Source organism: Aurantiacibacter odishensis (genome assembly GCF_003605195.1).
In the GTDB taxonomy this organism is placed as follows: Bacteria; Pseudomonadota; Alphaproteobacteria; order Sphingomonadales; family Sphingomonadaceae; genus Alteraurantiacibacter; species Alteraurantiacibacter odishensis.
Map to the genome: position 1 here is coordinate 261,132 of NZ_QYOS01000025.1, position 25,311 is coordinate 286,442.

General features: G+C 62.8%; 20 protein-coding genes and 1 tRNA gene. 6 read left to right on the forward strand and 15 right to left on the reverse strand.

Annotated elements, in window-relative coordinates:
* Positions 1–22: 22 nt before the first annotated feature.
* Positions 23–2,689, forward strand: a complete 2,667-nt coding sequence (alaS, locus tag D4Q51_RS13150; protein WP_120078248.1) for an alanine--tRNA ligase — start codon at positions 23–25, stop codon at positions 2,687–2,689.
* Positions 2,690–2,715: 26 nt separating this feature from the next.
* Here alaS and D4Q51_RS15790 read toward each other — a convergent pair whose 3' ends face one another.
* Positions 2,716–2,883, reverse strand: a complete 168-nt coding sequence (locus D4Q51_RS15790) for a hypothetical protein (RefSeq protein ID WP_162925329.1) — start codon at positions 2,881–2,883, stop codon at positions 2,716–2,718.
* A gap of 54 nt (positions 2,884–2,937) precedes the next feature.
* Entirely contained in the window at positions 2,938–4,704 is a 1,767-nt protein-coding gene (locus tag D4Q51_RS13155) for a cation:proton antiporter domain-containing protein (RefSeq protein ID WP_120078250.1), read from the reverse strand.
* 124 nt (positions 4,705–4,828) lie between these two features.
* Between D4Q51_RS13155 and putP the strand changes: the two genes are divergently transcribed.
* On the forward strand, positions 4,829–6,313 hold the full coding sequence (gene putP, locus D4Q51_RS13160) for a sodium/proline symporter PutP (protein ID WP_338068475.1): 1,485 nt from the start codon (positions 4,829–4,831) through the stop codon (positions 6,311–6,313).
* A 154-nt stretch (positions 6,314–6,467) separates the two neighbouring features.
* The gene (locus tag D4Q51_RS15795) at positions 6,468–6,623 is read left to right on the forward strand and encodes a hypothetical protein (protein ID WP_162925330.1); all 156 of its coding nucleotides are present in this window, start codon (positions 6,468–6,470) and stop codon (positions 6,621–6,623) included.
* Positions 6,624–6,669: 46 nt separating this feature from the next.
* Here the strand turns inward: D4Q51_RS15795 and D4Q51_RS13170 are convergent, their stop codons facing one another.
* The 9 genes from D4Q51_RS13170 to D4Q51_RS13210 are packed head-to-tail and all read right to left on the reverse strand — an operon-like array spanning position 6,670 to position 18,668.
* The gene (locus D4Q51_RS13170; protein ID WP_120078256.1) at positions 6,670–8,274 is read right to left on the reverse strand and encodes a bifunctional GNAT family N-acetyltransferase/carbon-nitrogen hydrolase family protein; all 1,605 of its coding nucleotides are present in this window, start codon (positions 8,272–8,274) and stop codon (positions 6,670–6,672) included.
* Between the two features lie 18 nt (positions 8,275–8,292).
* The gene (locus tag D4Q51_RS13175) at positions 8,293–9,522 is read right to left on the reverse strand and encodes an NADP-dependent isocitrate dehydrogenase (protein WP_120078259.1); all 1,230 of its coding nucleotides are present in this window, start codon (positions 9,520–9,522) and stop codon (positions 8,293–8,295) included.
* A 47-nt stretch (positions 9,523–9,569) separates the two neighbouring features.
* Positions 9,570–10,703, reverse strand: coding sequence for an NAD(P)/FAD-dependent oxidoreductase (locus D4Q51_RS13180; RefSeq protein ID WP_120078261.1), 1,134 nt, complete (start codon positions 10,701–10,703; stop codon positions 9,570–9,572).
* On the reverse strand, positions 10,682–11,368 hold the full coding sequence (locus D4Q51_RS13185; RefSeq protein WP_162925331.1) for a methyltransferase domain-containing protein: 687 nt from the start codon (positions 11,366–11,368) through the stop codon (positions 10,682–10,684). The genes D4Q51_RS13180 and D4Q51_RS13185 overlap by 22 nt, the downstream gene beginning before the upstream one ends.
* On the reverse strand, positions 11,361–12,428 hold the full coding sequence (locus D4Q51_RS13190; protein WP_120078264.1) for a type III polyketide synthase: 1,068 nt from the start codon (positions 12,426–12,428) through the stop codon (positions 11,361–11,363). The genes D4Q51_RS13185 and D4Q51_RS13190 overlap by 8 nt, the downstream gene beginning before the upstream one ends.
* A gap of 38 nt (positions 12,429–12,466) precedes the next feature.
* Positions 12,467–13,390, reverse strand: coding sequence for an NAD(P)H-dependent flavin oxidoreductase (locus D4Q51_RS13195; protein WP_240624741.1), 924 nt, complete (start codon positions 13,388–13,390; stop codon positions 12,467–12,469).
* Complete coding sequence (locus D4Q51_RS13200) at positions 13,390–15,180, reverse strand: acyl-CoA dehydrogenase C-terminal domain-containing protein (RefSeq protein ID WP_120078266.1); 1,791 nt, start codon at positions 15,178–15,180, stop codon at positions 13,390–13,392. The genes D4Q51_RS13195 and D4Q51_RS13200 overlap by 1 nt, the downstream gene beginning before the upstream one ends.
* Before the next feature lie 18 nt (positions 15,181–15,198).
* Entirely contained in the window at positions 15,199–17,532 is a 2,334-nt protein-coding gene (locus tag D4Q51_RS13205; RefSeq protein ID WP_120078269.1) for a 3-hydroxyacyl-CoA dehydrogenase/enoyl-CoA hydratase family protein, read from the reverse strand.
* Positions 17,532–18,668, reverse strand: coding sequence for a thiolase family protein (locus tag D4Q51_RS13210; protein ID WP_120078759.1), 1,137 nt, complete (start codon positions 18,666–18,668; stop codon positions 17,532–17,534). The genes D4Q51_RS13205 and D4Q51_RS13210 overlap by 1 nt, the downstream gene beginning before the upstream one ends.
* Before the next feature lie 156 nt (positions 18,669–18,824).
* On the opposite strand from D4Q51_RS13210, the gene D4Q51_RS13215 reads away from it, so the two are divergent.
* A complete protein-coding gene (locus tag D4Q51_RS13215) occupies positions 18,825–20,540 on the forward strand; it encodes a long-chain-fatty-acid--CoA ligase (protein ID WP_120078271.1) in 1,716 nt (571 codons plus the stop codon).
* A complete protein-coding gene (locus D4Q51_RS13220; RefSeq protein ID WP_120078273.1) occupies positions 20,537–20,974 on the forward strand; it encodes a MerR family transcriptional regulator in 438 nt (145 codons plus the stop codon). Before D4Q51_RS13215 ends, D4Q51_RS13220 begins: the two co-directional genes overlap by 4 nt.
* A gap of 35 nt (positions 20,975–21,009) precedes the next feature.
* Here the strand turns inward: D4Q51_RS13220 and D4Q51_RS13225 are convergent.
* Positions 21,010–21,084 (reverse strand) — tRNA-Val (locus tag D4Q51_RS13225).
* Between the two features lie 89 nt (positions 21,085–21,173).
* On the reverse strand, positions 21,174–21,548 hold the full coding sequence (cpdR, locus tag D4Q51_RS13230; protein WP_120078275.1) for a cell cycle two-component system response regulator CpdR: 375 nt from the start codon (positions 21,546–21,548) through the stop codon (positions 21,174–21,176).
* A 160-nt stretch (positions 21,549–21,708) separates the two neighbouring features.
* Between cpdR and D4Q51_RS13235 the strand changes: the two genes are divergently transcribed.
* Positions 21,709–22,656, forward strand: coding sequence for an N-formylglutamate amidohydrolase (locus tag D4Q51_RS13235; RefSeq protein WP_120078278.1), 948 nt, complete (start codon positions 21,709–21,711; stop codon positions 22,654–22,656).
* Positions 22,657–22,895: 239 nt separating this feature from the next.
* On the opposite strand, the gene D4Q51_RS13240 is transcribed toward D4Q51_RS13235, so the two are convergent.
* Complete coding sequence (locus D4Q51_RS13240) at positions 22,896–23,702, reverse strand: SapC family protein (RefSeq protein WP_120078760.1); 807 nt, start codon at positions 23,700–23,702, stop codon at positions 22,896–22,898.
* Between the two features lie 88 nt (positions 23,703–23,790).
* Entirely contained in the window at positions 23,791–25,239 is a 1,449-nt protein-coding gene (locus D4Q51_RS13245; RefSeq protein WP_120078761.1) for an FAD-binding oxidoreductase, read from the reverse strand.
* Positions 25,240–25,311: the final 72 nt, after the last annotated feature.

Consider the following 25,311-nt stretch of genomic DNA (forward strand, 5'->3'; position numbering starts at 1 on the left):
ATTGCCCCCTAATTCGCCTTGCATGACTTCGACCAACGATATCCGCCGCACCTTTCTCGATTACTTCGCGGCCAACGATCACCAGATCGTCCCGTCCGCGCCCCTGGTGCCTTACAACGATCCGTCGCTCATGTTCGTGAATGCGGGCATGGTGCCGTTCAAGAACGTGTTCACGGGCGTCGAAACGCCGCCCGCTCCGCGCGCCACCAGCAGCCAGAAATGCGTGCGCGCCGGCGGCAAGCACAACGATCTCGACAATGTCGGCTACACCGCGCGCCACCTGACTTTCTTCGAGATGCTCGGCAATTTCAGCTTTGGCGACTATTTCAAGGAACGTGCGATCGAACTCGCCTGGACGATGGTCACGAAGGAATTCGGCCTAGATCCGGAACGCCTCACGGCCACTGTCTATCACACCGATGACGAAGCTTTCGATCTGTGGAAGCGCATTGCGGGCCTTCCCGAAGATCGCATCATCCGCATTCCCACCAAGGACAATTTCTGGGCCATGGGCTCCGATGGACCCTGCGGCCCTTGCTCGGAAATATTCTGGGACCATGGACCGGACGTGGCCGGCGGACCTCCGGGCTCTCCGGATGAAGACGGCGATCGGTTCGTCGAAATCTGGAACCTCGTCTTCATGCAGCACTTGCAGGAAGCCGACGAGATTACCGGCGACCTGCCGCGGCCCAGCATCGATACCGGCATGGGCCTGGAGCGTATTTCCACGGTCCTCCAGGGCGTCCACAACGTTTTCGAAACCGATACGTTCAAGACGATCATCGCTGCCAGCGAAGATTTCGCCAATGCGCGCGCCGAGGGCAGCGCGCTGGCCAGTCACCGGGTGATTGCGGACCACTTACGCTCCACCAGCTTTCTTATCGCCGACGGCGTCCTGCCGTCTAACGAAGGGCGCGGGTACGTGCTGCGCCGGATCATGCGCCGCGCAATGCGTCATGCGCATCTGCTGGGCGCAGACAAGCCGCTGATGCACCGCCTTGTGCCAACACTGGTGAGCGAAATGGGTCAGGCCTATCCTGATCTTGGCCGCGCCCAAGCACTGATCACCGAAGTTCTGGAGCGGGAGGAAAGCCGCTTCCGCCAGACGCTGGAGAAGGGCTTGCGCCTGCTCGACGAGGAAGCGGGTAATCTGGGCGAAGGTGACAGCTTGCCGGGCGAAACTGCGTTCAAGCTCTACGACACCTACGGTTTCCCTTACGACCTGACCGAAGACGCCCTGCGTTCACGCGGCGTCGGCTTGGATCGCGAGGGGTTCGATGCCGCCATGGCCCAGCAGAAGGCCGCCGCGCGTGCCGCCTGGAAAGGGTCCGGAGCGGCTGCAGATGGCGATCACTGGTTCGATATTGCCGAGCGCGAGGGCGCGACCGAATTCACCGGCTATGCCTCGACCGAAGGCGAGGGCCGGGTTGTCGCGCTCGTCGTCGATGGCAAGGAGGTTGAAAGGGCCGACAGCGGGCAGGAAGTAACGATCCTGACCAACCAGACCCCGTTCTATGGCGAAAGCGGCGGTCAGACTGGCGATGCTGGCGTCATCACCGGCGACCATCGCCTGCAGATCGCGGTATCCGATACTTCGAAGCCACTCGGTCGCCTCCATGCACATCACGGCAAGATCGAATCCGGAACCGTCGCAGTGGGCGATACCGTTCATCTCGCCATCGATGCGGAGCGCCGCGACAAGATCCGTGCGAACCATTCGGCGACGCACCTTGTCCATGCCGCCCTGCGCAATCACCTTGGTGAGCACGTGACACAGAAGGGTTCGCTCGTCGCCGAGGATCGCCTTCGCTTCGATTTCTCGCATCCCAAGCCGATCGCCCCGGCGGAGCTTGCCGCCATCGAGGCCGAAGTGAATGCCGAAATCCGCGCCAACGACGAGGTGCGCACGCAATTGATGAGCCCGGACGATGCCATCGAAGCGGGTGCTATGGCGCTGTTCGGCGAGAAATACGGCGAGGAAGTGCGCGTACTTTCCATCGGGCGTCCGAATTGGGATGGACGCGGACGCAATTACTCCGTCGAATTGTGCGGTGGCACGCACGTGCGGGCCACCGGCGACATCGGCCTGTTTCGCGTCATTTCGGAAAGTGCCGTATCCTCAGGCGTCAGGCGGATCGAGGCGCTCACAGGGGAGGCCGCGCGGCAGTGGATCGTGAACCGGGAGGAAGCTCTCAAATCCGTGGCGGCTACGCTCAAGACGGTACCTGATGAGGTCGAAGCGCGTGTGGCGGCACTGGTCGACGAGCGCAAGACACTGGAACGTGAACTGGCCGAAGCGAAGAAGCAACTTGCTCTCGGTGGCGGCGGTGGTGCCGCCCCTCAGAGCGACGAGGAAGTTGGCGGGGTCAAATTCTCCGGACAGGTGCTACCGGGCATGAATCCCAAGGAATTGCGCGGCCTGCTGGACGAATCGAAAGCGCGCATGGGTTCAGGTGTTGCCGCCATCTGCGCTGTGAACGACGGTAAGGCTGCCTTTGCAGTCGGGGTAACGGATGACCTGACGGACAGGATCAGCGCTGTCGATCTGGTTCGCGTCGGTGTCGAGGCACTTGGCGGAAAGGGTGGCGGTGGCCGTCCCGATATGGCGCAAGGCGGAGGGCCGGATGGCGGAAATGCAGATGCCGCCCTGGCCGCCGTGCGCGAGGCATTGGCGACCGTAGCGGCATAAGTTCTAGCTAACAGTCCGTATGATGGTCAGTCCGTGCGGTTCTGTGCTGCACGGCGGCGATCACCGTCGCTTCCGCGCGGAACATCCTTCATGTTGCGCGTCGCACGGCCGTTCTCCTGCCCGCTCGCAACATTCTTGGGTTTGAACTTCTCGTCGTTCGGGGTTGGCTTCGTCGGGTCTTTCTGTTCGCTCATGGGAAAATCTCCTTTCCCCAACAACGTACTAACCCGGCCGTATTTCCGAGATTTTCAGCTTTCCGCCGTGCTGGTGCGCAGTTTCGGCTTGTTCTCAAGCGCGCCTTCCTCGCGGATTTGCTCGCGGAATTCATCGCGCTTCTCGTGAATGGACGCGATTACAGGGCCCATGGCCACGCCCAGGTCCACCAATGCCGCCTCGGACAATTGCAGGGAGCTTTCGAGCGTCTCCGGCACCGCAGTCGAAGCGCCGCTTCGATAGAGTTCGGCCGCATGGAAGCTGTCACGCGCACGGGCGATAATCGGCATGTCAGGGCGCGCTGCGCGCAATTTCTTGACCAGCCTTTGCGCGAGGACGTGTTCGTCCATCGTCAAAATGACCGCTGGGGCGTTGTCGATGCCCAGCCTGTCCAGCGCGTCTGAACGCATGGCATTGCCGTAAATGGCGTAATAGCCCTCGCGGCGCGCCCTTTCGATCAGGTCTGCATCGGCATCGACGCCGACATAGGGTTTGCCGTGGGCATCAAGCATCTGCGCGACCAGCCTGCCGACGCGCCCGAAGCCGACGATCACGACGCGCGGTGTCGTGGGATCGCCATCGATCTCCTCCAGCGAAGGTGCAGGCTCGACGCGGCCAGCCACGTGGCGACCCAAGAGCGCGAGAAGCGGCGTGATGGTGAGGCCGATGGCTGTCACGATCTGCCAGAACTGCGCTGTTCCGGGCTGGATCAACAGGGCATTCGTGGCTGCAGCGAGGACGATGAGTGTCGTCTCGGAAGGGCTGGCCATCAGGATACCCGTCTCGGTCGCGGTGCTGCGCCGCGCACCCATCAGGCGCAGCAGGACACCGGTGACGACGGCCTTCAGAGTCAATACGCCAACCACGGCAGCAAGGATCAGCCAGAGGTTGTCCCAGATGGTGGCAAGGTCGATGCTCATGCCCACGGTGATCAGGAAGATCCCGAGAGCGAGACCCTTGAACGGCTCCATGATGCCCTCGACTTCGGTGTGATACTCGGTCTCGGCAATCAGCAGGCCCGCTATCAGCGCGCCCACGATGGGCGAGAGACCGACGAATGCCGTGGCCAGACTGGCGCCGATCACCACTAGCAAGCTTGCGGCGAGGAAGAGTTCCGGGCTCTTGGTGCGTGCAGCCTGGGCAAACAGGCGCGGCAGCAGCAGACGTCCGCCGACCATCAATATGACGACCACGATCAGCCCGTGCAGCAAGGTATCCCAAAGACCCGTAAGACCTTCCGCCTGCGCGAACGGTGCCATCGCGCCAAGGAGGAAGATGACCGGCACGATCATGATATCCTCGAACAGCAGCATGGAAAGTGCAGCGCGGCCCACCGGCGTGTTCGTGCCCGAAATCGGAAGCACCAGGGCAGTGGAAGAGAACGCCAGCGCAAGGCCCAGCGCCATGGCCCCGGTCCAGTACTGCCCCATCATTGAGAGTATAGATGCCATCAGCGAGCCGATCACCAGCAATTCCAGCGCGCCGAGGCCGAACACCAGCTTTCGCAATTGCCACAGGCGTTTGAAGCTCAGTTCCAGCCCGATGGCGAACAACAGCAGAATGATGCCGAATTCGGCAAACGGCTCAAGCCGCTCCCGATCGGTGATGGTGACGTGCGACAGCCATTCGTATTCCATCACCATGCGGCCAAGACCGTAGGGGCCCACCAGCAGGCCAACGAGGATGAAGCCGATGATTGGCGTCACCCGGAAACGGGCGAACAGGGGGATGACAATTCCGGCAGCGCCCAGGATAACGAGCGCGTCCTTCATGATGGGGGAAATTGCTTCGGCACCGTGCATTACAGGTCATTATCGAAGATCGGTTGCAGGATAACAACCGATATATTGCGCTGCAGCGGCTTGTCCCGAAAAGCTATGACAAAGTTGGCCGCAGCGGGTGACAAGCCTCGCGCGTTCTGTATGCATGGACACCATGCAGACACCGACACTGATTGCACTCGCCCTCTATTTCATCCTGATGCTCGGCATCGGGCTCTATGCCTGGAAACGCTCGACGGAAGACAGCGAAGGCTATCTCTTGGGCGGACGGAACCTGCCGCCGGCCGTGGCCGCGCTGTCCGCCGGGGCGTCCGACATGTCAGGCTGGTTACTGCTGGGGTTGCCAGGCGCGCTGTATCTTTCCGGGCTTGTCGAGGCGTGGATCGGCATTGGCCTCTTCCTCGGGGCCGTGGTGAACTGGATCGTGGTTGCACCGCGGTTGCGCAAGCAGACCGTCCAGTACGGCAATGCACTGACCATCCCCGAATTCCTTGCCAACCGTTTTCCGGACAAGGCCGTCGCCCTGCGGGTGACCTCGGCAATCATCATCGTGGTGTTCTTCGCGGTCTATTCCGCAGCGGGCCTTGTCGGCGGTGGTCTGCTGTTCGAGAGCACTTTCATCGACGCGCCCGTCATGGGCTTCAGCCCCTATATGGCAGGCGTGCTGCTGACGGCGCTGGTGGTGTTGGCCTATACCATGGTCGGCGGTTTCCTGGCGGTCAGCCTGACCGACTTCGTGCAGGGCTGCATCATGGTGGTGGCGCTGGTGGTGATGCCGCTGGTGGTGCTGTTCGGCGACGGGTGGGGGACAACTGCGGATGTCCTGCGCGATGTCGATCCCAACTTCCTGAGCTGGTTCGGCGGGCTTTCCGTCATCGGCTTCCTCTCGGCCATCGCCTGGGGCCTCGGCTATTTCGGGCAGCCGCATATCATCGTGCGGTTCATGGCCATCCGCGAGGGCGGGGTGAAAACCGCCCGCAACATCGGCCTTGGCTGGATGCTGGTTGCCTTGATCGGCGCCCTCGGTGTGGGCCTTGCGGGCCGCGCGCACGTGGAGATGAACGGGCTGACGCTGGAGAACTCGGAGACGATCTTCATCCTGCTCGCCAACACGCTGTTCCACCCGTTCGTCACCGGTTTCCTGCTGGCCGCGCTGCTGGCCGCGATCATGTCGACGATTTCCTCGCAGCTGCTGGTCAGCTCCAGCTCGCTGACCGAGGATTTCTACCGCCTGTTCCTGAAGAAGGATGCCAGCGAGAGCGAAGCCGTGACCGTGGGCCGCATCAGCACCGCATTGGTTGCCGTGGCCGCCATCCTGATCGCCAGCGATCCCGAAAGCGGCGTGCTGGCGCTGGTCGCCAATGCCTGGGCAGGCTTCGGTGCCGCATTCGGGCCTCTGATCATCCTGTCGCTGACGTGGAAGCGCATGACCGGCGCGGGCGCGGTCGCAGGCCTCGTCGTGGGCGCGGGCGTCGTGATGGCGTGGATAGCCCTTGGCTGGAACAGCGAGTTCCTCGGCGGTCCAGGCGTCTACGAGATCATTCCGGGATTCGCCGCCTCGTGGCTGGCGATCTGGATGGTGAGCAAGGCGACTGCGGTTACCGCAGAAGGCACGGCGCAGCGGGCGTAGTGACCTCCGCGTCTCTGTGCAGCGTCAGGGGAGTTTCGCGAAGATGACGATAATCGCATGGCTCATCCCCGCGCTCGTACCGGTTCTCCTTCTTACGATCGTAGTCCGCAGATTGGCGTTGCGTTTCCTGCGTGCGCCTCACGTCGTCGTCCTGATGATTGCCGTCCTCACGGCGACGGTTCTGCTGCTGGCAGCGACGTCAGCGTTCGCTCCTACCGAGTGGGTGCCTGAAATGGGAACGGCACTCGTGCTTGCGGGCTTCCTCGCTGGCGTTCTGCTGACCGCGCAGGAGTTCCGCAATCCGCGATGAGACTGAGCTAGTTACGCTCTTAAGGCGGCCCTACAGGGTGTAAGCGTCAGCCGCCACCCGGCCCATGCTGACGCGTGGGCGGCGGGCCGCTAATGTCGGCGGCATCGCCGCCGGAGCCTTTCTGCTCCCACTCGATCCGATAGAGGTCGAAGCGGCGGTCGGCCAGATTGCGCACCGTGCCTTCGGCGCGTGCCCATGCGAGGTCTGCCAGATTCACGTCGCTGATCGTCAGTGTCTCGACGTTCTCACTCGCCTCCGCCGCGATACCGTCGCGGGCGAAGGGGAAGTCGCAGGGCGTCAGGATGCAGCTTTGCGCGTACTGGATATCCATGTTGGCGACGTTGGGCAGGTTGCCCACGTTGCCGCTCATCACGACGTAGACCTGGTTCTCGATCGCGCGAGCGGCGGCGCAGTAGCGCACGCGCATGTAACCCTGGCGCGAATCCGTGCAGAAGGGCACAAAGATGATCCGCGCGCCTTCGTCCGCCAGGCGGCGGGCGAGTTCGGGGAATTCGCTGTCGTAGCAGATCAGCACGCCCACAGGGCCGCAGTCGGTCTGGATCACGTCCACGCTGTCGCCGCCGTGGATGTTCCACCAATATGCCTCGTTGGGCGTGGGGTGAATCTTCTCCTGCTCGTGGATGGAGCCATCACGCAGGCACACCATGGCGACGTTGTGTATGTCGCCATCATCCATGCGGGTGGGGTGCGAGCCGCCAATGATGTTGATGTTGAACTTCAGCGCCATGTCCGACAGCGCCTCGCGGATGCGCGGCGTGTATTCGGAAAGGCGCTCGATGCTCTCCAGCGGGGAAAGCTCCTTCTCTTCCGCGCTCAGCAGCATCAGCGTGAACATTTCGGGGAAGAGGATGAAGTCCGCTTCGTAATCGGCTGCAACATCGACGAAATAGCGCACCTGGCGCATGAATTCGTCGAAGTCCTTCACGGCGCGGGCCTGCAATTGGCAGGTGGCGACGCGCACGTTTTCCACCCCGCGCGGCACGCGGGCCTTGGGGCTTGCCTCCTGGTCCACGAAGGGATTGCGCCACACCATGTGCGTGGCAAAGGCGCGGCTACGCTTGTCCTCGGGCAGGTAGTTCTTGAGAATGCCGATGGGTTCGAAACCGTTGGCAAGCTGGAAGCGGATCACGGGATCGTGAATTTTCCCGGAGATGACCTTCTCCAGATAATCTGCCGGCCCTTCCACACGCCGCCAACTACGTGACAGGTTCGGCATTCGTCCGCCGAACACGATGCCCTTGAGTTCTTCCTGCTCGGCAAGGGCGCGGCGTTCTTCATAAAGGCGACGGCCGATACGCGTGCCCCGCGTCTTGGGGTCAACGCACAGTTCATACCCATAGAGCCAATCGCCCTTCGGGTCATGGCGGCTGCCGTAACCCTTGCCGGTAATCTCGTCCCAGCCGTGAGGACGCAGCGCCTTGTCTCCGGCAATTCGCATGGATGCGCAATAGCCGATCAGTTCGTCGTCCAGGAAAGCGACGAAGCAACCTTCAGGGTAATTGTTTATCTGTCCGCGTATTTCACTTTGTGTGTACGGGACAAAATCCTCGTAAACACGCTTGGCGAGATTGGCGATATTACGAATATCGCCAATCTTCGCCTGGCGGACTTCAAGGCGGGCCTTGGTCACGAACGAAGGCCTGGCAACTTACGCCAGCCCCTGCTTATTCATCTCGGCTTCCAGTCCTTCCACGATGGCTTCGAAGAACTGCTCGGTCGTCATCCAGCTCTGGTTCGGGCCGATGAGCAGGGCGAGGTCCTTCGTCATCTTGCCGCTTTCGACACAGCTGATGCAGACCTTTTCCAGCGATTCCGCGAACGCGACCACGTCCGGCGTGTTGTCGAAACGACCGCGATACATCAGGCCGCGCGTCCACGCGAAAATGGAAGCGATCGGGTTGGTGCTGGTGGCCTTGCCCTGCTGGTGCTGGCGATAGTGACGCGTGACGGTGCCGTGCGCGGCTTCCGCTTCCACCGTCTTGCCGTCGGGCGTCATCAGAACGCTGGTCATCAGGCCGAGCGAGCCGAAGCCCTGGGCGACGATGTCGGACTGCACGTCGCCGTCGTAGTTCTTGCATGCCCAGACAAACTTGCCGTTCCACTTGAGTGCAGCGGCCACCATGTCGTCGATAAGGCGATGCTCGTAGCCGATGTCTGCGGCTTCGAACTTTTCCTTGAAACCTTCAGTGTCGAACACTTCCTGGAACAGGTCCTTGAAACGGCCATCGTACTTTTTCATGATGGTGTTCTTGGTGGACAGGTACACCGGCCAGCCGCGGTCGAGGCCGTAGTTGAAGCTGGCACGGGCGAAGTCGCGGATGGACTCGTCGTGGTTGTACATCGTCATCGCCACGCCGGGCTGGTCGAACTGGTGGACTTCCAGGTCGATGTTCTGGCCGTCCTCGCCTTCGAACACCATGCGCAGCGTGCCCTTGCCGGGGATCAGCGTATCGGTGGCGCGATACTGGTCGCCGAAAGCGTGACGGCCGACCACGATGGGATCGGTCCAGCCGGGCACGAGGCGCGGCACGTTGTCGATTACGATGGGCTCGCGAAAGATGGTGCCGCCGAGGATGTTGCGGATCGTGCCGTTGGGCGAACGCCACATCTGCTTGAGATTGAATTCCTCGACGCGCGCTTCGTCGGGCGTGATGGTGGCGCACTTCACGCCCACGCCGTACTGCTTGATGGCGTTGGCGGCATCGACGGTGATCTGGTCATCGGTCTCGTCACGCTTTTCGACGGAGAGATCGTAGTACTTCAGGTCGACGTCGAGGTAAGGCAGGATCAGCCGTTCGCGGATCCATTGCCAAATGATCTTCGTCATCTCGTCGCCGTCGATCTCGACAATGGGGTTCTTGACCTGAATCTTCGCCATGGGGTGTCCTGTCTGTTTCGTGGAGTTCGTATTCGTTTGCGGGCCTCTTAGCAGGGACGCGCCTTGGTGCAAGCCGGTGGGGACGCTTCGGGACGAGCAAGGTCGATCCGGCACCGTTCCGCTAGTTTTGTCAGCAAGCCGGGAGCAAGGCTGGCGACGACAGGAGCGACAAGATGGCCCAATCGCCTCTCCGCCAGACCGCGTGCGGCTTTTGCCAGTTGCACCGGAGGATGGGCCCGCGCGGCAAAGGCGCGCTGGTAGGCGGGTGCTGCCTCAGCGCCGCCTTGCAGCCAGTAACGTGCGGCCATGATCCCGCTGGCGACGGCGATGGACATGCCTTCGCCTGCAAGGGACGGGATAACGGCAGCCTGGTCCCCCAGCCGGAAAAGGCCCTGCGTTGTGTCCTGGGCAATCCAGCCATAGGGAACGGCCCCAATTGTCTCGATCTTGGCGGAATGCCAGTCGTCGCCAAGACATGCGGCAAAGTGTTCATTCCTTTCGGCGACCCCCTCCAGGAGGCGTCGGGGATCGCTACCGGCAGCGGTGAGGGCGGACTTGCGAAGCGCGAGGCAGACGTTGGCAGAGCCGTCTTCCTGCAGGACTATCCCCGCATAACCGCCGCGGAACAGGTGCAGTTCGATAGCCGAGCCGATCAGGGACTTGCGCTCAAGCGAGGCCGGGAGGCGGAGGCGGAGACCGAGAGCGGGATCGCCAGCCGTTCTGGGGCGGGCTTGATCTCGCACATCGTGTTTGCCGCTGGCGAGGAATATCGTCTCAGCGTGCCAGTCCTGCGACTGCCCGGCTGCGAGACCGGGCACGACGGCGCGGATCGTGTCGATTTCCAGCTTTGCGCCTGCCTCAATCGCGGCCTTGCGCAGCGCGGTATCGAGCGCGTGTCGGGACAGGCCGAGCGCGGCGTGGGGGAGGGGCGTCTGCACGGCGCGGCCGCCGGTAAAGAGCTTGAGGTGATCGACCGCGTGGCCACCCAGGGTACGCGGATCAACCCCCAGCGTCACCAGTTGCGCCAGAGAGCGCCAGCTCATGAACCCGCCGCACAAGGGGTCTCCCACCGTTTCGCTGCGATCGAGGAGTATCGGACTGGCCCCGGCGCGCGCCAGTTCAATCGCCGCCGCGCATCCCGCAGGGCCTGCGCCCAGGATCAGCGGAGCCGCGAGACGCACAGGCGAAAGGGAAACTTGCGTGTGACCTGCGCGGAAGTGATTCCGGCTTCGTCCAGCAGGGCAAGCCACTCGTCCCGGCGGAAGGATCGCGCGATGGAAGTCTGCCCGTCCATGCGAACGATGCGGTGCCAACCTGCGAGTTGGGCGAGCAGCGGATATCCGAGGTAGCTGAGGCCGTGGCGGTGCAGATCGTTGACGAACCAGCCGCGCCGCGCCTCGTTCTCCATGACTTGCAGGAACAGCACGAGTTCCTCGCGGCTCATGTGATGGGCGACGAGGCTGGAGACGATAAAATCCCACTTCTCATTCATCAGGTCGGCATAGTCGCCGGTGAGGTAGGTGATCGGCAGGCCGGGATCGGTGGCGGCACGGGCTGCGGCTTCGCTGCGGGGATTGAGGTCGATGCCAACGAGCTTCGTCTTGATGCCGCGCTTGCTCGCCCAGTGCGCGATTTCCCGCAGCATGTCCCCCTGCCCGAAACCGACATCGAGGAGGGTGAAGCTTTCGTTCTTCACCAGTGCCTTTGCAAGGAAATCGAGGGTAGGGCGGTAGGCCCTCGTCACTCGGTTTACCTGTGCGAGATCGGCGAGGACTTGGCGGTAGACCGCTTCCGGAAGGGCCGGGTCGTCCATCATTTCCTCGGTTTCCAGCCGTTCCTCAAGCATGGCCTGACACCCAGCCGAACCGCAGGCCCTCCATCGCGAGGCCCGGACCGAAGGCGAGGGCGATGCCGGATTCTGGTTTATTCTTCGCCAATTTCTGCAGCACGAACAGCACGGTAGCCGACGACATGTTACCACAGGTGTCGAGAACGGAGCGGGACGCGGCGAGGGCGGCAGGGGGCAGGGAAAGACCGCGTTCGACTGCATCGAGGACCGAGCGTCCGCCCGGATGGACGGCCCATGCGACAGGCGGAGCGTCGCCCGTGATGGCCTCGCAAACGGAAGCTTCGTCCAGCGCCTCGGCCAGCTTGCCGGGCACTTCGCCAGACAGGTGCATCACAAAGCCGCTGTCGCCGATGGTCCAGGTAATGAGCTCGTCCGATTCCTCCAGCGCCAGCGAGAGCCCTTCGCCAAGGCCGAGCCCGTCGCCTTCTCCGCTGACGATCACGGCCGCCGCGCCGTCGGCAAATTGACCCATGGCGAGCAGGCTCTCGATATCGTCTGATCGCTGCAGGTGCAGCGAGCAAAGTTCTACCGACACGGCCAGGACCTTGGCCGACGGGTCGGAGCGCACGATATGCGCAGCAGTGCGCAGCAGGGTAACGCCAGCGTAGCAGCCCATGAAACCGATGGAGACTCGCTCTACGCCGGTGGAAAGACCAAGGCGGCGAGCGATGATCTGGTCCAGACCCGGCGCTAGGAAGCCGGTGCAACTGGCGATCACGATATGGGTGATACCCTCGGTGGATCGCAGACCCGCAATTGCCTGCATGGCAAGGTCCGGCGCGTGGGCGGCATAGCGTTCCATCCGGGCGTGCGTGCCCGGTTCTTCGCCGTTCATGTAGAAGCTGCCGAAATCCATCGCGGCATCGCCGCCGGTCAGGACCGAATAGCGATGCGAGATACCGCCGCGCGATTCCATGCGGCGAAACAGTTTCGCCTTCCGCTCGTCGTCCAGCTGCGATGCCGCCCACTCGGTGTAACGCTCGTGCACGTCGCAATCCGGCACTGCCGTTGCTATGGCGTTTATGCGAGGGGCGCGGCTGGCGAAATTGGCTGGCATTCAGCAGCTACAACGTCCTTGTGGGCTGCCTGTGCCGATCACCTGCAGAAATTCGCCTTTGCCGTTTCATACTCCGCAATCAACTGCTCGCAGATTGCCTTTGTAGGACGCACGTCTTGCACCGCACCAGTGCCGTGCCCGGCAGACCAGATGGTCTTCCAGGCCTTCGCCTCTTCGTTCAGAGACATTTCGCCCGGCGCATCATGCAGGGTCGCCGCCTCCAGGCTGGGCGCCAGGAAATTCGCGCCGACGCCCGTCACCTTGTTGGTGTAAGTAATGTCCTTCGCAGAAGCGCCGATCATCATGTCCTTCTGGCCCTGCGGCGCCATGCTTTCTTCTGCCGCGATGAAGTGGCTGCCGAAGTAAGCGAAGTCGCAGCCCATCATCTGCGCCGCGGCAATATGGCCGCCGTGGCTCATGGAGCCGGAAAGGATCAACGCCCCTTCCCAGAATTCGCGGATTTCGCTGGTGAGGGCGAAGGGGCTGAAGGTGCCCGCGTGGCCACCTGCGCCCGCTGCAACGGCGATGATGCCGTCGACACCGGCCTCCGCCGCCTTTTCCGCATGGCGGCGCTGGATCACGTCGTGGAACACAAGTCCGCCATAGGAATGCACTGCCTTTACGAGATCCGGCACCGCACCGAGCGATGTGATGATCAGCGGCACCTTGTGCTTGATGCAAACCTCCAGATCGGCCTCGACCCGCGGGTTGGAGCCGTGAACGATCAGGTTCACGCCGTAGGGTGCGCCGCCGTCACCCAGCCGCTCCTCGATCTCGTAGAGCCAGTCCTCGAAGCCTTCGGTCGTGCGCTGATTCAGCGCCGGGAATGTGCCGCACAGCCCAGCCTTGCAGCTTTCCACCACGAGGTCCGGCCCGGAGACGAGGAACATGGGCGCAACGATGGCGGGAACTTTCAGCCCGCCAGCGAAGCTATCGAGCGCCGGGTTGGCGGCGCTGCGCATCAGAATGCGTCCTCCGGCATGTCCATCATGCTGGCCTTGCCGCTGGTGATGGCCATCATCTGCGCCATGACCGGTGGCAGCAGGCGATCGAAGAAGTAACGCGCGGTGATGATCTTCGCTTCGTAGAACGGCTTGTCATCGGCGCCTTCTTCCAGCCGCCTGTAGGCAATCTGCGCCGATTTGGCGAAGCAGTAACCCATGGCCACGAACCCCAGCAGGCGCAGGTAATCGGTGGCAGCGGCGGCCGCTTCCTCCGGATCCTTCAGGCCCTTCTGCGCGATGTGCCCGGTGGACATCTGCAGTGCGCCGAAGGCCTGCTGAAGCCCTGCAATCATCTTGCCGATCTTCTCGTCGCCCGCGTTGTCCTCAATATACTGAGAGACGGGGTGGAAGAAGCTGCGCAGGTTGCGGCCCATGCGATCGGGCAGCTTGCGCCCGACGAGGTCCAGTGCCTGGATGCCATTGGTGCCTTCGTAGATCTGCGCAATGCGGGCGTCCCGGGCGAACTGTTCCACACCCGTTTCCTGGATGTAGCCGTGGCCGCCGTAGACCTGCACCGCAAGGTGCGCGCTTTCGTGGCCGAGGTCGGTGAAGAGAGCCTTCACGACAGGGGTCATCAGGGCCACAAAATCCTTGGCGCGGGCACGCGCTTCGGGTTCGGGAGAGGCATGTTCTGCGTCCAGCGCGCGGCTGACCCACGCGGAGACTGCACGGCTGCCCTCGTTGTAGGCACGCATCGTCATCAGCATCCGGCGAACGTCCGGGTGGACGATGATCGGATCCGCGGGTCCGTCAGGGTTCTTCACGCCAGAGAGCGAACGGCCCTGCAAGCGGTCCTTCGCGTAGTAGACAGCCGACTGATAGGCAATCTCGCCCACGCCAAGCCCCTGGATGCCCACGGCCACGCGTTCGGTATTCATCATCGCGAACATGGCTTCCAAGCCGCGGTGCGGCTTGCCGACCAGCCAGCCCTTCGAATCCTCGAAAGTCATCTGGCAGGTGGCCGAAGCCTTCAGCCCCATCTTGTGTTCGATGGCGGTGGGCTTGGCATTGTTGTGATTGCCCAGCGTGCCGTCTTCGTTCGGCAGGTACTTGGGCACCAGGAACAGTGAGATACCTTTCACGCCCGGAGGGGCATCGGGCAGCTTCGCCAGCACCAGGTGGACGATATTGTCCGCCAAGTCATGGTCGCCCGCGCTGATGAAGATCTTGTTGCCGGTTACGAGGAAGCTGCCGTCGTCCTGCGGCACTGCCTTCGTGCGTAGCATGCCAAGGTCCGTGCCGCAGTGCGGCTCGGTGAGGCACATGGTGCCGCTCCACTCGCCGCTCGCCATGCGGGGCATGTAGAAACTCTTCAGCTCGTCGCTGCCGTAGGCTTCCAGGGCCACCATCGCGCCGCCGGTCAGGCCAGGATAGAGGCCGAACGACAGATTGGCGGAGCAGGTCATTTCCTCAACCATCTTGGCGATGGAGTGGGGGGCACCCTGGCCACCCCATTCCTGGGAGACACCAAGGCTCGACCAGCCCGCTTCGCAGAACTGCTTGTAGGCATCCTGGAAACCCTTGGGCGTTCGCACCACGCCGTTCTCGATACGGCAACCTTCCTGATCGCCGGGCCAGTTGATCGGCAGCAGCACGTCGCGGCAGAACTTGTTCGCTTCTTCCAGGATCGCGGCAGTCACGTCCTCGTCGAAATCCTCGAACCCTTCGAGATTGCCGAAACCGTCGTCTTCATGCAGTTCGTTCAGGTTGAACAGCATGTCCTTGATGGGGGCTTCATAGACTTGCATTGGACAAATCCTCTCTGATCAGTTGCGAAGCGGCTTGCCGGTTTCGAGCATGTGCTCGACCCGCGCCTGCGACTTCGGATTTCGGACGAGGCGCATGAACGCTTCCCGTTCCAGTTTCAGCATGTCGGCCTCGGTCACCACCTGGGTGATATCGGTATCGCCGCCGGTCAACACATAGGCAAGCTCTCCTGCCACGGTCACGTCGTGGTCGGTGGCCTTGCCCTGCTTGTGAAAGCTTTCGACAGCCAGTTCCAGCGCGGCCTTGCCGCTGGGGCCAGGCAGGCGATATTCGGGCTTTTCAGGGGCTTCGTAGCCATCGACCATGGCGAGTGCGCGCTGCTTCGCGTCGTAAAGCAGGCGATCACGGTTCATGGTGATGCCGTCGTCACGGCGCAGGAAACCCAGTTCCTTCGCTTCGGCAGCCGACTTGGCGACCGTGGCGGTGGAAATGGTCTCGAACGCCTTGGACACGGCAGGCATCGGGCCAGCGGGATGGCGCGGATTGTCCTTCCAGCGGGAAATGAATTCGCCGCAGCCGCCCCAGCCTGGGATGATACCCACGCCGCATTCGACGAGGCCGATGTAGGTCTCGGCATGGGCCTGGATGGCATCGGAATTGAGGCAGATTTCGCAGCCACCGCCCAGCGCCATTCCGGCCGGAGCCGAGACGACGGGGAAGGGGGCGTACTTCAGCGCCTTGTAGGCATCCTGTCCGCCCTTGACGCTCTTTTCCACCTCGCTCCACGCAGCGATATTCATCGCGAACATGGCGAGGCCGAGGTTGGCACCTGCGGAGAAGTTGGAGCCTTCGTTGTAGACGACGAAAGCCTTGTAATCCTTCTTCACCACCGGAATGGCCTTCTGGATCAGCTTCATCACCTGCTCGTCCAGCGCGTTCATCTTCCCGGTGAATTCCAGCGCGACGACGCCATCACCGATGTCCCACAGGGCGGCAGAGCCGTTGGCCATGATAGGCTTGCTGGAAAGCTTGATGTCTTCCAGCAGCAGCACGCCCTCGGCACGTTCGATGTCGTGGTATTCGCCATCTGTGCCCAGGTACTGACGCTTGCCGTCCTCGATTCGGTAGAAGCTGCGGTCGCCCGCCATCTTCAGGATTTCGGGCACCGGAAGGTCGTCCGCCTCGAGGCGTTCGACCAGCTTGGCAGCGCCGATCTTGTCGATCATCTCGAACGGGCCGGTCTTCCAGTTGTAGCCCAGCTTCATCGCGTCATCCACGCCCACCACGGTGGCGGTCGCTTCGGGAACGATGCTGGCGGCATAGGACAGCGTCGGGCCGAGCACGGCCCAGGCGTAGTCGCCGACCTTGCCCTTCATCGAAATCAGCTTGCCGAGGTCGCCCCTGGCAGCCGAGCCGTGGACGAGGCCGGGACGCGCCGCGGCGCGGTATTCACCGGACTTCAGGTCCTTCGCCATCTTGGTGCGCTTGCCGTCTTCGCCCTTTTCGAGGGTGTAGAAGCCGCCCTTGCCCTTGCGCCCGGTGTAGCCGCTCTCGATCATTTCCTCGATCAGCGGCTCGCTGCGGGCGATCTTCTGGTACCAGTCGTCCTTGGGCAGGGTGCTGGTGAGCGATTTCATCAGGTGTGGCATCAGGTCGATGCCGATGAGGTCGATGAGGCCGAAAATGCCGGTCTTGGGAACGCCCATCGGCTTGCCGCCGATCTCGTCCACTTCCTCCACCGTCATGCCCATGTCGAAGGCGGAGTTCACCGCCTGCTGGATCCAGAAGGTGCCGATGCGGTTGGCGATGAAGCCGGGGCTGTCCTCGGCATCGACCGGGGTCTTGCCCAGCTTCCGGTCCACGAATTCGCGGACCATTTCCAGTGTATCGGGATTGGTCTTGGGGCCTGCCACCAGTTCGATCAGGCGCATGTAGCGCGGCGGATTGAAGAAGTGGGTGATCAGGAAATCGCGCTTGAACGCATCCGACCGGCCATCGGTCAACTGCTCCAGCGGGATGGTGGACGTGTTGGATGAAACGGCCGTGCCGTCTTTCCGCACTTCCTCCAGCTTGGCGTAGAGGTCCTGCTTGATGTCGAGCCGTTCGATGATGGCTTCCACCACCCAGTCGCACTCGGCAACCTTGCCAAGGTCGTCCTCGATATTGCCGGTTTCCACCAGCTTGGCCGGACGCTTGCCCATGAACGGGGCCGGGTCGGTCTTGAGCATTTTCTTGACCGCGCCCTCGGCAATCGCGTTGCGGTTGTCGCCGTCCTTGGGCACGATATCCAGCAGCAGCACGGGCACGCCGGCGTTGGCGATCTGGGCGGCAATACCGGCACCCATCGTGCCGGCGCCGATCACGCAGACTTTCTTGATGGTTGCGTCAGCCATTATGCGGTCTCCAGGATAGTCGCGATGCCCTGTCCGCCACCGATGCACTGGGTGGAAAGGGCGTATTTCTTGCCTTCACGCTGCAGCAGGCTGGCCGCCTTGCCGACGATGCGCGCACCGGTGGCACCCAGCGGGTGGCCGATGGCAATCGCGCCGCCATCAAGGTTGATGCGCTCTTCCTTGATGCCAAGGTCGCCGATGCAGGCGAGCGACTGGCTGGAGAAGGCTTCGTTGAGTTCGACGATGTCGATATCGTCGATGGTCAGTCCCGCGCGCTTCAGCGCCTTCTTCGAGGATTCGACCGGTCCAAGGCCCATCACTTCGGGCGCGCAGCCGGAGATGGCCACGCTCTTGATCTTCGCCATCACCTTTAAGCCGTTCTTCGCGGCATAGTCCGCGCTGCAAACCAGCACGGCGGCGGAGCCATCGGTGAGGGGGGAGGCGGTGCCTGCGGTCACGGTGCCATTTTCGTCAAACGAGAGCTTGAGGCCAGCCAGACCTTCGGCGGTGGTATCGGGGCGCGGCGTTCCGTCCACGTCGATCACCGTACCATCGGGCAGGGTGTATGGGACGATCTCGTCCTTGAAGGAGCCCTTCTGGACCGCTCCACCTGCCTTTTTCTGGCTGGTGAGGGCGAAAGCTTCCTGCGATTCGCGCGACAGCTCGTACTTCTTCGCCACGTTCTCCGCCGTGTCGCCCATGCCGATGTAGGCGGCGCTGCGCTTGGCGAGTTCGGGGTTGGGCATGGGGTTGAAGCCGGTCATCGGCACGCGACTCATCGATTCGACGCCCGCTGCGATGAACACTTCGCCAGCGCCCATCGCGATCTGACCGGCGGCATAGTGCACAGCGCTCATGGAAGAGCCGCAGAAGCGGTTCATCGTCATGCCGCCGATGCTGAGCGGCAAGTCGGCCAGCAGCACCACCAGGCGCGCGATGTTGAAGCCTTGTTCGCCTTCGGGGAAGGCGCAGCCCATCAGCACGTCCTCGATCTCTTCGGCGTTCACGCCGGTGCGTTCGATCAGCCCCTTGATGGTATTTGCCGCCAGGTCGTCAGGACGAACCTTGGCCAGCGCGCCGCGATGCGCGGGGTGGAACGGGGATCGGACATATCCTGCAATGACGACATCACTCATGGTTCTGTTCTGCCTTTCTTTTTCGCGCATCGACCTTTGTTGACCTTTTGCGCCGAATGGTTACGATAAAGTCTGTGACCTGACGTATACGTCAAGCACGGTGAAATCAAGACGCAGTTTGGTCAAAAACTGCGCCACAAATGGAAAGGATGATCGATGAACGAGGCCGCGGTTACGTCCCACCCGCTTGATCCCAGCCGGATCCTGGATGCGGAGGGGAACCTGCGTCCGCGACTGCTGACTGAAGCGTTCGACCGGGCGATCACCCAGTTTCCGAACCGCGTGGCGATCGATTTCCTCGGCAAGGAATACACCTACGGCGAACTTGGCAAGGAAGTGGAGCGGGTTGCCACGGGCCTCCAGGCTCTGGGCCTTGATAAAGGCGACCGGTTCGGCCTCTGTCTGCCCAATACGCCCTATTCCATCATTCTCTATTACGCCGTGCTGCGGGCAGGGGGCGTCGTGGTGCAGTTGAACCCGCTTTATTCCGACAGCGAGATCGAATTCCTCATTACGAACTCGGGCGCCAAGATGGTCGCCGTGCCGGATCTGGAACTCCTGCATTCGAAGGTCGCGAATGCCTGGGGCGCGGACGATTCCGCTATGGAGCGCATCGTCCTGTGCTCGATGGCCGATGTCCTGCCGTTCTGGAAAAGTGTAGGCCTGCGCACGCTCAAGCGGTCCTCGCTCGCCAGCAAGCGGGCAGGCATCACTTATTCCGACTACAGCGAACTCGCTGCGCACCAGGCCACTCTCCGCTCCGTTCCGCAGGATCCGCACGACGTGGCAGTCCTGCAATATACAGGGGGAACGACCGGGCGGCCAAAGGGTGCCATGCTCACCCACGCCAGCCTTGCCGCGAATTCGGCGCAGATGCTGCTGCACATCGGCGAGGAGCGCGACCAGCAGGAGCGCACGCTGGGCGTGCTGCCGCTGTTCCACGTCTTCGCGCTCACCTGTGTGCTGAATTTCGGCGTGGAAGTGGCTGCCGAACTGGTGCTGCTGCCGCGGTTCGAGATGGACGAGGTGCTGGCCACCATCAAGCGCAAGCCGCCCACCATGATGTTCGGCGTGCCTACGATCTACAACGCGCTGGGATCGCTGCCGGACGACAAGGTGCCGGACCTGTCTGGCGTACGCACCAGCATTTCGGGCGGGGCGCCGCTGCCACTGGAAGTGCGCCACCAGTACGAAACGCGCACCGGCTCGCCGGTGTCGGAGGGCTATGGCCTGACCGAAGCCTCTCCCATCATCACCAGCAACCCGTTGCTGGGCCGCACGCCGGTGAAGGACAATTCCGCCGGGCCCGCTTTCCCGCACACCGTGGTCGAAATCCGCGATCCCGAAACGGGCAAGCTGATGGAGCAAGGCGAGCGCGGCGAGATCTGCGCACGCGGGCCACAGCTGATGAAAGGCTACTGGAAGCGTGACGATGCGACCGAGAAGGTCTTCCTGGACGGCGCACTGCGCACCGGCGACATCGGCTACCTCGACGAGGACGGCTATCTTTTCATCGTCGACCGCATCAAGGACCTGATCCTGTGCAGCGGATACAACGTCTATCCGCGCGTGATCGAGGATGCGGCCTACGAACACCCGGCGGTGAAGGAAGCCGTCGCCATCGGGATTCCCGACGAGTATCGCGGCGAAGCGCCAAAGCTGTTCATTGCCCTGCACGAGGGGGAGGAACTGGACGCAGCGACCCTGCACGCATTCCTGAAGATGCGTCTCAGCCCGATCGAAATGCCCGACGCCTACGAATTTCGAGACGAGTTGCCGAAAACTCTGGTCGGCAAGCTGGAAAAGAAGGCGCTTGTGGCAGAGGAGAAGGCCAGGCGCGAGGCGGCGGAAGGCGAAGGGGGAACTGCATGAGCGAACAGCGAGAACGCATTTCGGGCGAACTGCCCGGCTTCGAGGACATGCAGCAGGGCGACCTGAAGAGCATCGCCGAGGCATCCGAAGCGCTTGGCGTCACCCAGCGCACCTTGCGCTTTTACGAGGACAAGGGACTGATCCAGCCGGGCCGCGTCGGCTCGATGCGGGTCTATTCACGCCGCGAGATGGGGCGGATGCAGCTTATTCTCCGCGGCAAGCGGCTGGGGTTCTCGATTCGCGAGATCGGCGAATTCCTGAGCCTTTACGATCACGATCCCGATCAGGTGGTGCAGGCCCAGCGGATGCTGGATGCCACGCAGGAACGCCTGGCGGAACTGCGCCACCAGCGCGAAGCCATCGACCAGACGATTTCCGAGCTGGAAAGCATCGAGAAGATGTCGCGCCAGCACCTTGCCAGGAAGGACAAGTAGCGGCGGATCAGGGGGTTATTTCAGAAGGGTGCGAATGGTGGGCGTAGCAAGGATTGAACTTGCGACCCCTACGATGTCAACATAGTGCTCTACCACTGAGCTATACGCCCACACCATTCGGGTGTTGCAGACCGTATTTCGGTCGGCAGGCGGGCCAGATAGCGCCGCCTCGTTCGTTTCGCAAGAGCCTACTTGCGCGTTATAGCGAAGCGACGGCACTATCCTCGAACATGCGCTCCACTTCCAGCACCAGGTCCTTCAGGTGGAAGGGCTTGGACAGCATCTTTGCATGCGGGGCTTCGCGGTTGGCTTTCAGGGCGACCGCGGCGAATCCTGTGATGAACATGACCTTGGTCGACGGGCTCAGCTCGTTGCAGCGCTGGGCCAGTTCGATCCCGTCCATTTCCGGCATCACGATATCGGACAGGAGAAGGTCGTAGATCTCGGTTTCCAGCAGCGGCATCGCCTCGGTGCCGCAGGATACCGCCATGACCGAAAAGCCAGCCTGTTCCAGCGCGCGCTTCAGATAGGTGCGCATCGCGGTATCATCTTCGGCCAGCAGGATACGGATCATGCTTCTTACTCTTCCCCGTGAATGTTTGTGAGGATCGTGTTTAAGCAGATTCGCGTTAAGAATCTGCACCCTCGTAAGACTTGCCCAGCATTGGGACAGCCACCGCACGGTGCCGCGCCCTTTGACACTTGCGGACTTCCCCGCCAGCAATGACAACCCAATGACCCAGCACGATAATGGCTCCCGTGATTCGCAGATGCAGGAAGGCGGCCTGATCCCCGGCGGGGAGGGGCAGCCGGCCTATGTCCTGCACCGGCCACGCGCGCTGACCATTCCCGTACTGATCGCCGTGCCCCACGCCGGGCGCGAATATCCGCTCAGCCTCGTGAACCGGATGCGCCATCCCGGAGAGGCCGCGCCGCGGCTGGAAGACCGCTACGTCGATCTCGTCGCCCGCTACGTGGCCGACGCGACCGGGGCAACGCTGCTGGTGGCGAACGCACCGCGCGCGATGATCGATCTCAACCGCTCGCCGGAAGACGTGGATTGGGACATGATAACGGGCCCACGCACGGGCTTCGTGCGCTCGCGCCTTGCAGCGGGGCGCCGTTCGCGCAGCGGGCTGGGGCTGGTTCCGCGGCGACTGCCTGGCCTTGGCGAGCTATGGCGCCAGCCGCTCCCGTCCGCCGATCTTGCCAAGCGGATAGACCAGGTCCACGCGCCCTATCACCTCGCCCTGTCGCAGACGCTGGAGGCGCTGCGGGACAAGTGGGGCGGGGCGCTGCTGCTCGACATGCATTCGATGCCTCCGCTCGGCCCCAAGACGGGGGAGGGGGCTGCGGTGGATTTCGTCATCGGAGACCGGTTCGGCGCTTCGTGCGAGGGCAACCTCGTTTCCACCGCGCTCGACCATTTCGACGCGAGCGGTGTGCGCGCGGCGCACAACCGTCCCTATGCGGGCGGATACGTGCTCGATCGCCACGGCGCTCCGGCGCGGGGAATTTCCGCCATTCAGCTGGAAATCTGCCGTGCGACCTATCTCGACCGGCACCTGCGCGAGCCGGGCGATGGGGTTGAGCCTGTCGGCACCTTGCTGGCCGCTCTCGTGCGCAGGCTGGCCGAAGAGGTGGCGAAGGGTGCGAGCGGCTTCGCCCAGGCTGCCGAATAGTCATGAAAAAACCGCCCCGTGCACAATGCACGAGGCGGCCAAGGTTCAGGGAGGAGGCGCGCCGAAGCGCACCTATCCGGCCGGGCCATGAGGGGAGCGCCGACCGGACAATTGAAAGATAAGCAGAAGCGCAAATGTTTCAAGATCACATGGACCAAGGGCGGCCCTCTCGGACCGCCCTTGGCTGATGTCATCCTGAAAAACGGGCGTATCGTCGACGCCGCTTCGAAAATGTGCGTTTACGCCTGGGGTGCGGTTGCCGCTGCAGCAGCTTCCATGCCTTGCGGACCCTTGCCCTGTTCCACCTGGCGCGCGAAGATCGTGCGCATCAGGTCCAGCGAGAAGAGGTGCGCGAAGATCAGCGGCAGCAGGCCGTTTTCGTTCCACTTGCGCAGCTGGTCGCCGCGAAGCTGGCGCAGCTTTTCCTGGTTCACCATGCGGAAGCCACGATAGACGAAGGGCTGGTCGGGCTTGTCCGCGCGGTTGATGGCGATTTCCCCGTCCATCAGCAGGTCGTGGGCTTCCAGTTCCTGCATGAACAGCTGGGTGCGGTTGCCCGCTTCCTCGAACTTCTCGCAGAACTGCAGGAGGCCCTTGGTGTGATCGCTGGGTTCCTTGTCGTCGTTGAACAGCTTCTGGCCTTCGTCGAACTTGCCGATGAGGTCGCTGGTCGGGTCGAAGCAGAGCGACAGGTTTTCCGAGTTCGGATCCAGCTTCGCCAGCAGGAACGGATAGCGGCGGATGTAAGCGGGAATGTACGGCGGCGTCGCGTCGCGCGGGGCGCCCTCGTCGTCAAAGAACACGTTCACGCCTTCGTTCAGCCCCATCAGCGCCAGCGGCACCGAACGTTCACCCGAAGAGAACACGATTGGAAAGTCACGCTGGGCGGAGGGGAATTCCTCGACGGTCAGCGGCACGGCGTGGTTGTTGACCACCCACGGAGCCTTGTCGACCGAGCGGGCGTTCCAGTCGCCGTGGTCGTTGCTGTTGAGGGGGATCAGTTCGTTGTAGAAAACGGGCAAACTGGCTTTCGGCGCGCTGGCCATCATACTCTCCGATCAGGTTGAATTCGGCTGTGCGGCCAACAAGGCCCTTATCCGAAATAGAATCTCGTGAAACTGTTGGGGCGCGGCCTTAAAGGGGTTCGGTGCCGGTTTCAAGCGGCACCAGCTTGCCCGGGTTGAGCAGGCCGGCGGGGTCGAGCGCGCGCTTCACCTGCCGCATGATGGCAAGCTGCGCGGGATCGCCCAGCCGCGCCAGTTCGTCGCGCTTCAACTGTCCGATCCCGTGCTCGGCACTGATCGATCCGTTCCACGCCGTCACCTCATCGTGCACGAAGGCGCTGATGGCCTTGCCTTGGCCAAGCTCCCACTCGCCCGGAACGGCACCCTCGGGGGCGAGCACGTGGAAATGGACATTGCCATCCCCGAGGTGTCCGAAGGCGACGGCGGTGGTGCCGGGGAAGGCCTTCTCCACTTTCGGCACGGCATCGGCGACGAATTCGGCCATGTCCGGCACCGGCACTGAGATATCGTGTTGCATTGCCGGGCCGATCGCGCGTTCGGCGGGGGCGATCTCGTCGCGCAGCATCCAGAATTCCTCCGCCTGCGCCTCGTTGCGGGCGATGGTGGCATCGGCGACCAGCCCTTCCTCGAACGCGCTTTCCAGTAGCGACTGGGCGAGGGCGGGCAGTGCGTCCGCGCCCGAAGCATCGGCGGTCAGTTCGATCAGCGCGTTCCATTCGTGATGGTCCTGCAAGGGCGCGCGGGCATTGGCACTGTGGGCCAGCACCGCCTCCAACGAGTGGCGCGGCATGACCTCGAACCCTTCCAGCGCATCGCCTGCCACACGCTCTGCATGGAGCAGGAGCTTGCGCGCATCGCGAATGTCGCCAAGCCCCGCCCACAGCACGGCACGGTCGGCGAGGGCGGGCAACAGGCGCAAGGTGGCGGCAGTGACGATACCCAGCGTGCCTTCCGAACCGATCAGCAATTGCTTCAGGTCGAACCCGCGATTGTCCTTCTTCAGCGGTCGCAGCGAATCGAAAACCCTGCCGTCGGCCATCACCGCCTCTATCCCCAGCACCTGTGCCCGCATCGAGCCGTGACGCAGCACCTGCGTTCCGCCGGCATTGGTGGAGATCAGCCCGCCGATGGTGGCAGAACCCTTTCCGCCCAGCGTGAGCGGAAAGCGCAGGCGCTCGGCTTCAACCGTCTCGTGCAGCGTTTGCAGGATCAATCCCGCGTCACAGGTGATCTGGCGGGCATCCACATCGAAGCTGCGCACCTTGTCCATCCGCCTCAGCGACAGGACGATGGCCTTGCCGGTTTCATCGGGCGTGGCCCCGCCCGACATGCCGCTGTTGCCGCCCTGCGGAACCAAGGGAACACGATGTGCGGCGCACAGCTTCATCAGTCCGGCTATTTCCTGCGTGCTGGCGGGAGAGGCCATGCCAAGGGCGCGCCCGGTAAAGCGTCCGCGCCAATCGGTCAGCCAGGGTTCGATAAGGTCCGCATCGGTGGTAAATCCGCGCTCTCCCAGCAGACTGCTGGCGGCGGAGAGAAATTCGTCGGTCGTGCTCATGGTTTCTCGCGTTGCCAGCATTATGGCCGGGTTGCAAAGGTGCATATGCAGGTTAAGCCACCATTCAATCCT

What these genes read in the sequence shown, in the direction of transcription:
- alaS (WP_120078248.1), top strand. Translation starts at nt 23, where the DNA reads ATGACTTCGACCAACGATATCCGCCGCACCTTTCTCGATTACTTCGCG.
- D4Q51_RS15790 (WP_162925329.1), bottom strand. Translation starts at nt 2,883, where the DNA reads ATGAGCGAACAGAAAGACCCGACGAAGCCAACCCCGAACGACGAGAAG.
- D4Q51_RS13155 (WP_120078250.1), bottom strand. Translation starts at nt 4,704, where the DNA reads ATGCACGGTGCCGAAGCAATTTCCCCCATCATGAAGGACGCGCTCGTT.
- putP (WP_338068475.1), top strand. Translation starts at nt 4,829, where the DNA reads ATGGACACCATGCAGACACCGACACTGATTGCACTCGCCCTCTATTTC.
- D4Q51_RS15795 (WP_162925330.1), top strand. Translation starts at nt 6,468, where the DNA reads ATGATTGCCGTCCTCACGGCGACGGTTCTGCTGCTGGCAGCGACGTCA.
- D4Q51_RS13175 (WP_120078259.1), bottom strand. Translation starts at nt 9,522, where the DNA reads ATGGCGAAGATTCAGGTCAAGAACCCCATTGTCGAGATCGACGGCGAC.
- D4Q51_RS13185 (WP_162925331.1), bottom strand. Translation starts at nt 11,368, where the DNA reads ATGCTTGAGGAACGGCTGGAAACCGAGGAAATGATGGACGACCCGGCC.
- D4Q51_RS13190 (WP_120078264.1), bottom strand. Translation starts at nt 12,428, where the DNA reads ATGCCAGCCAATTTCGCCAGCCGCGCCCCTCGCATAAACGCCATAGCA.
- D4Q51_RS13195 (WP_240624741.1), bottom strand. Translation starts at nt 13,390, where the DNA reads ATGCGCAGCGCCGCCAACCCGGCGCTCGATAGCTTCGCTGGCGGGCTG.
- D4Q51_RS13200 (WP_120078266.1), bottom strand. Translation starts at nt 15,180, where the DNA reads ATGCAAGTCTATGAAGCCCCCATCAAGGACATGCTGTTCAACCTGAAC.
- D4Q51_RS13205 (WP_120078269.1), bottom strand. Translation starts at nt 17,532, where the DNA reads ATGGCTGACGCAACCATCAAGAAAGTCTGCGTGATCGGCGCCGGCACG.
- D4Q51_RS13210 (WP_120078759.1), bottom strand. Translation starts at nt 18,668, where the DNA reads ATGAGTGATGTCGTCATTGCAGGATATGTCCGATCCCCGTTCCACCCC.
- D4Q51_RS13215 (WP_120078271.1), top strand. Translation starts at nt 18,825, where the DNA reads ATGAACGAGGCCGCGGTTACGTCCCACCCGCTTGATCCCAGCCGGATC.
- D4Q51_RS13220 (WP_120078273.1), top strand. Translation starts at nt 20,537, where the DNA reads ATGAGCGAACAGCGAGAACGCATTTCGGGCGAACTGCCCGGCTTCGAG.
- cpdR (WP_120078275.1), bottom strand. Translation starts at nt 21,548, where the DNA reads ATGATCCGTATCCTGCTGGCCGAAGATGATACCGCGATGCGCACCTAT.
- D4Q51_RS13235 (WP_120078278.1), top strand. Translation starts at nt 21,709, where the DNA reads ATGACCCAGCACGATAATGGCTCCCGTGATTCGCAGATGCAGGAAGGC.
- D4Q51_RS13240 (WP_120078760.1), bottom strand. Translation starts at nt 23,702, where the DNA reads ATGGCCAGCGCGCCGAAAGCCAGTTTGCCCGTTTTCTACAACGAACTG.
- D4Q51_RS13245 (WP_120078761.1), bottom strand. Translation starts at nt 25,239, where the DNA reads ATGAGCACGACCGACGAATTTCTCTCCGCCGCCAGCAGTCTGCTGGGA.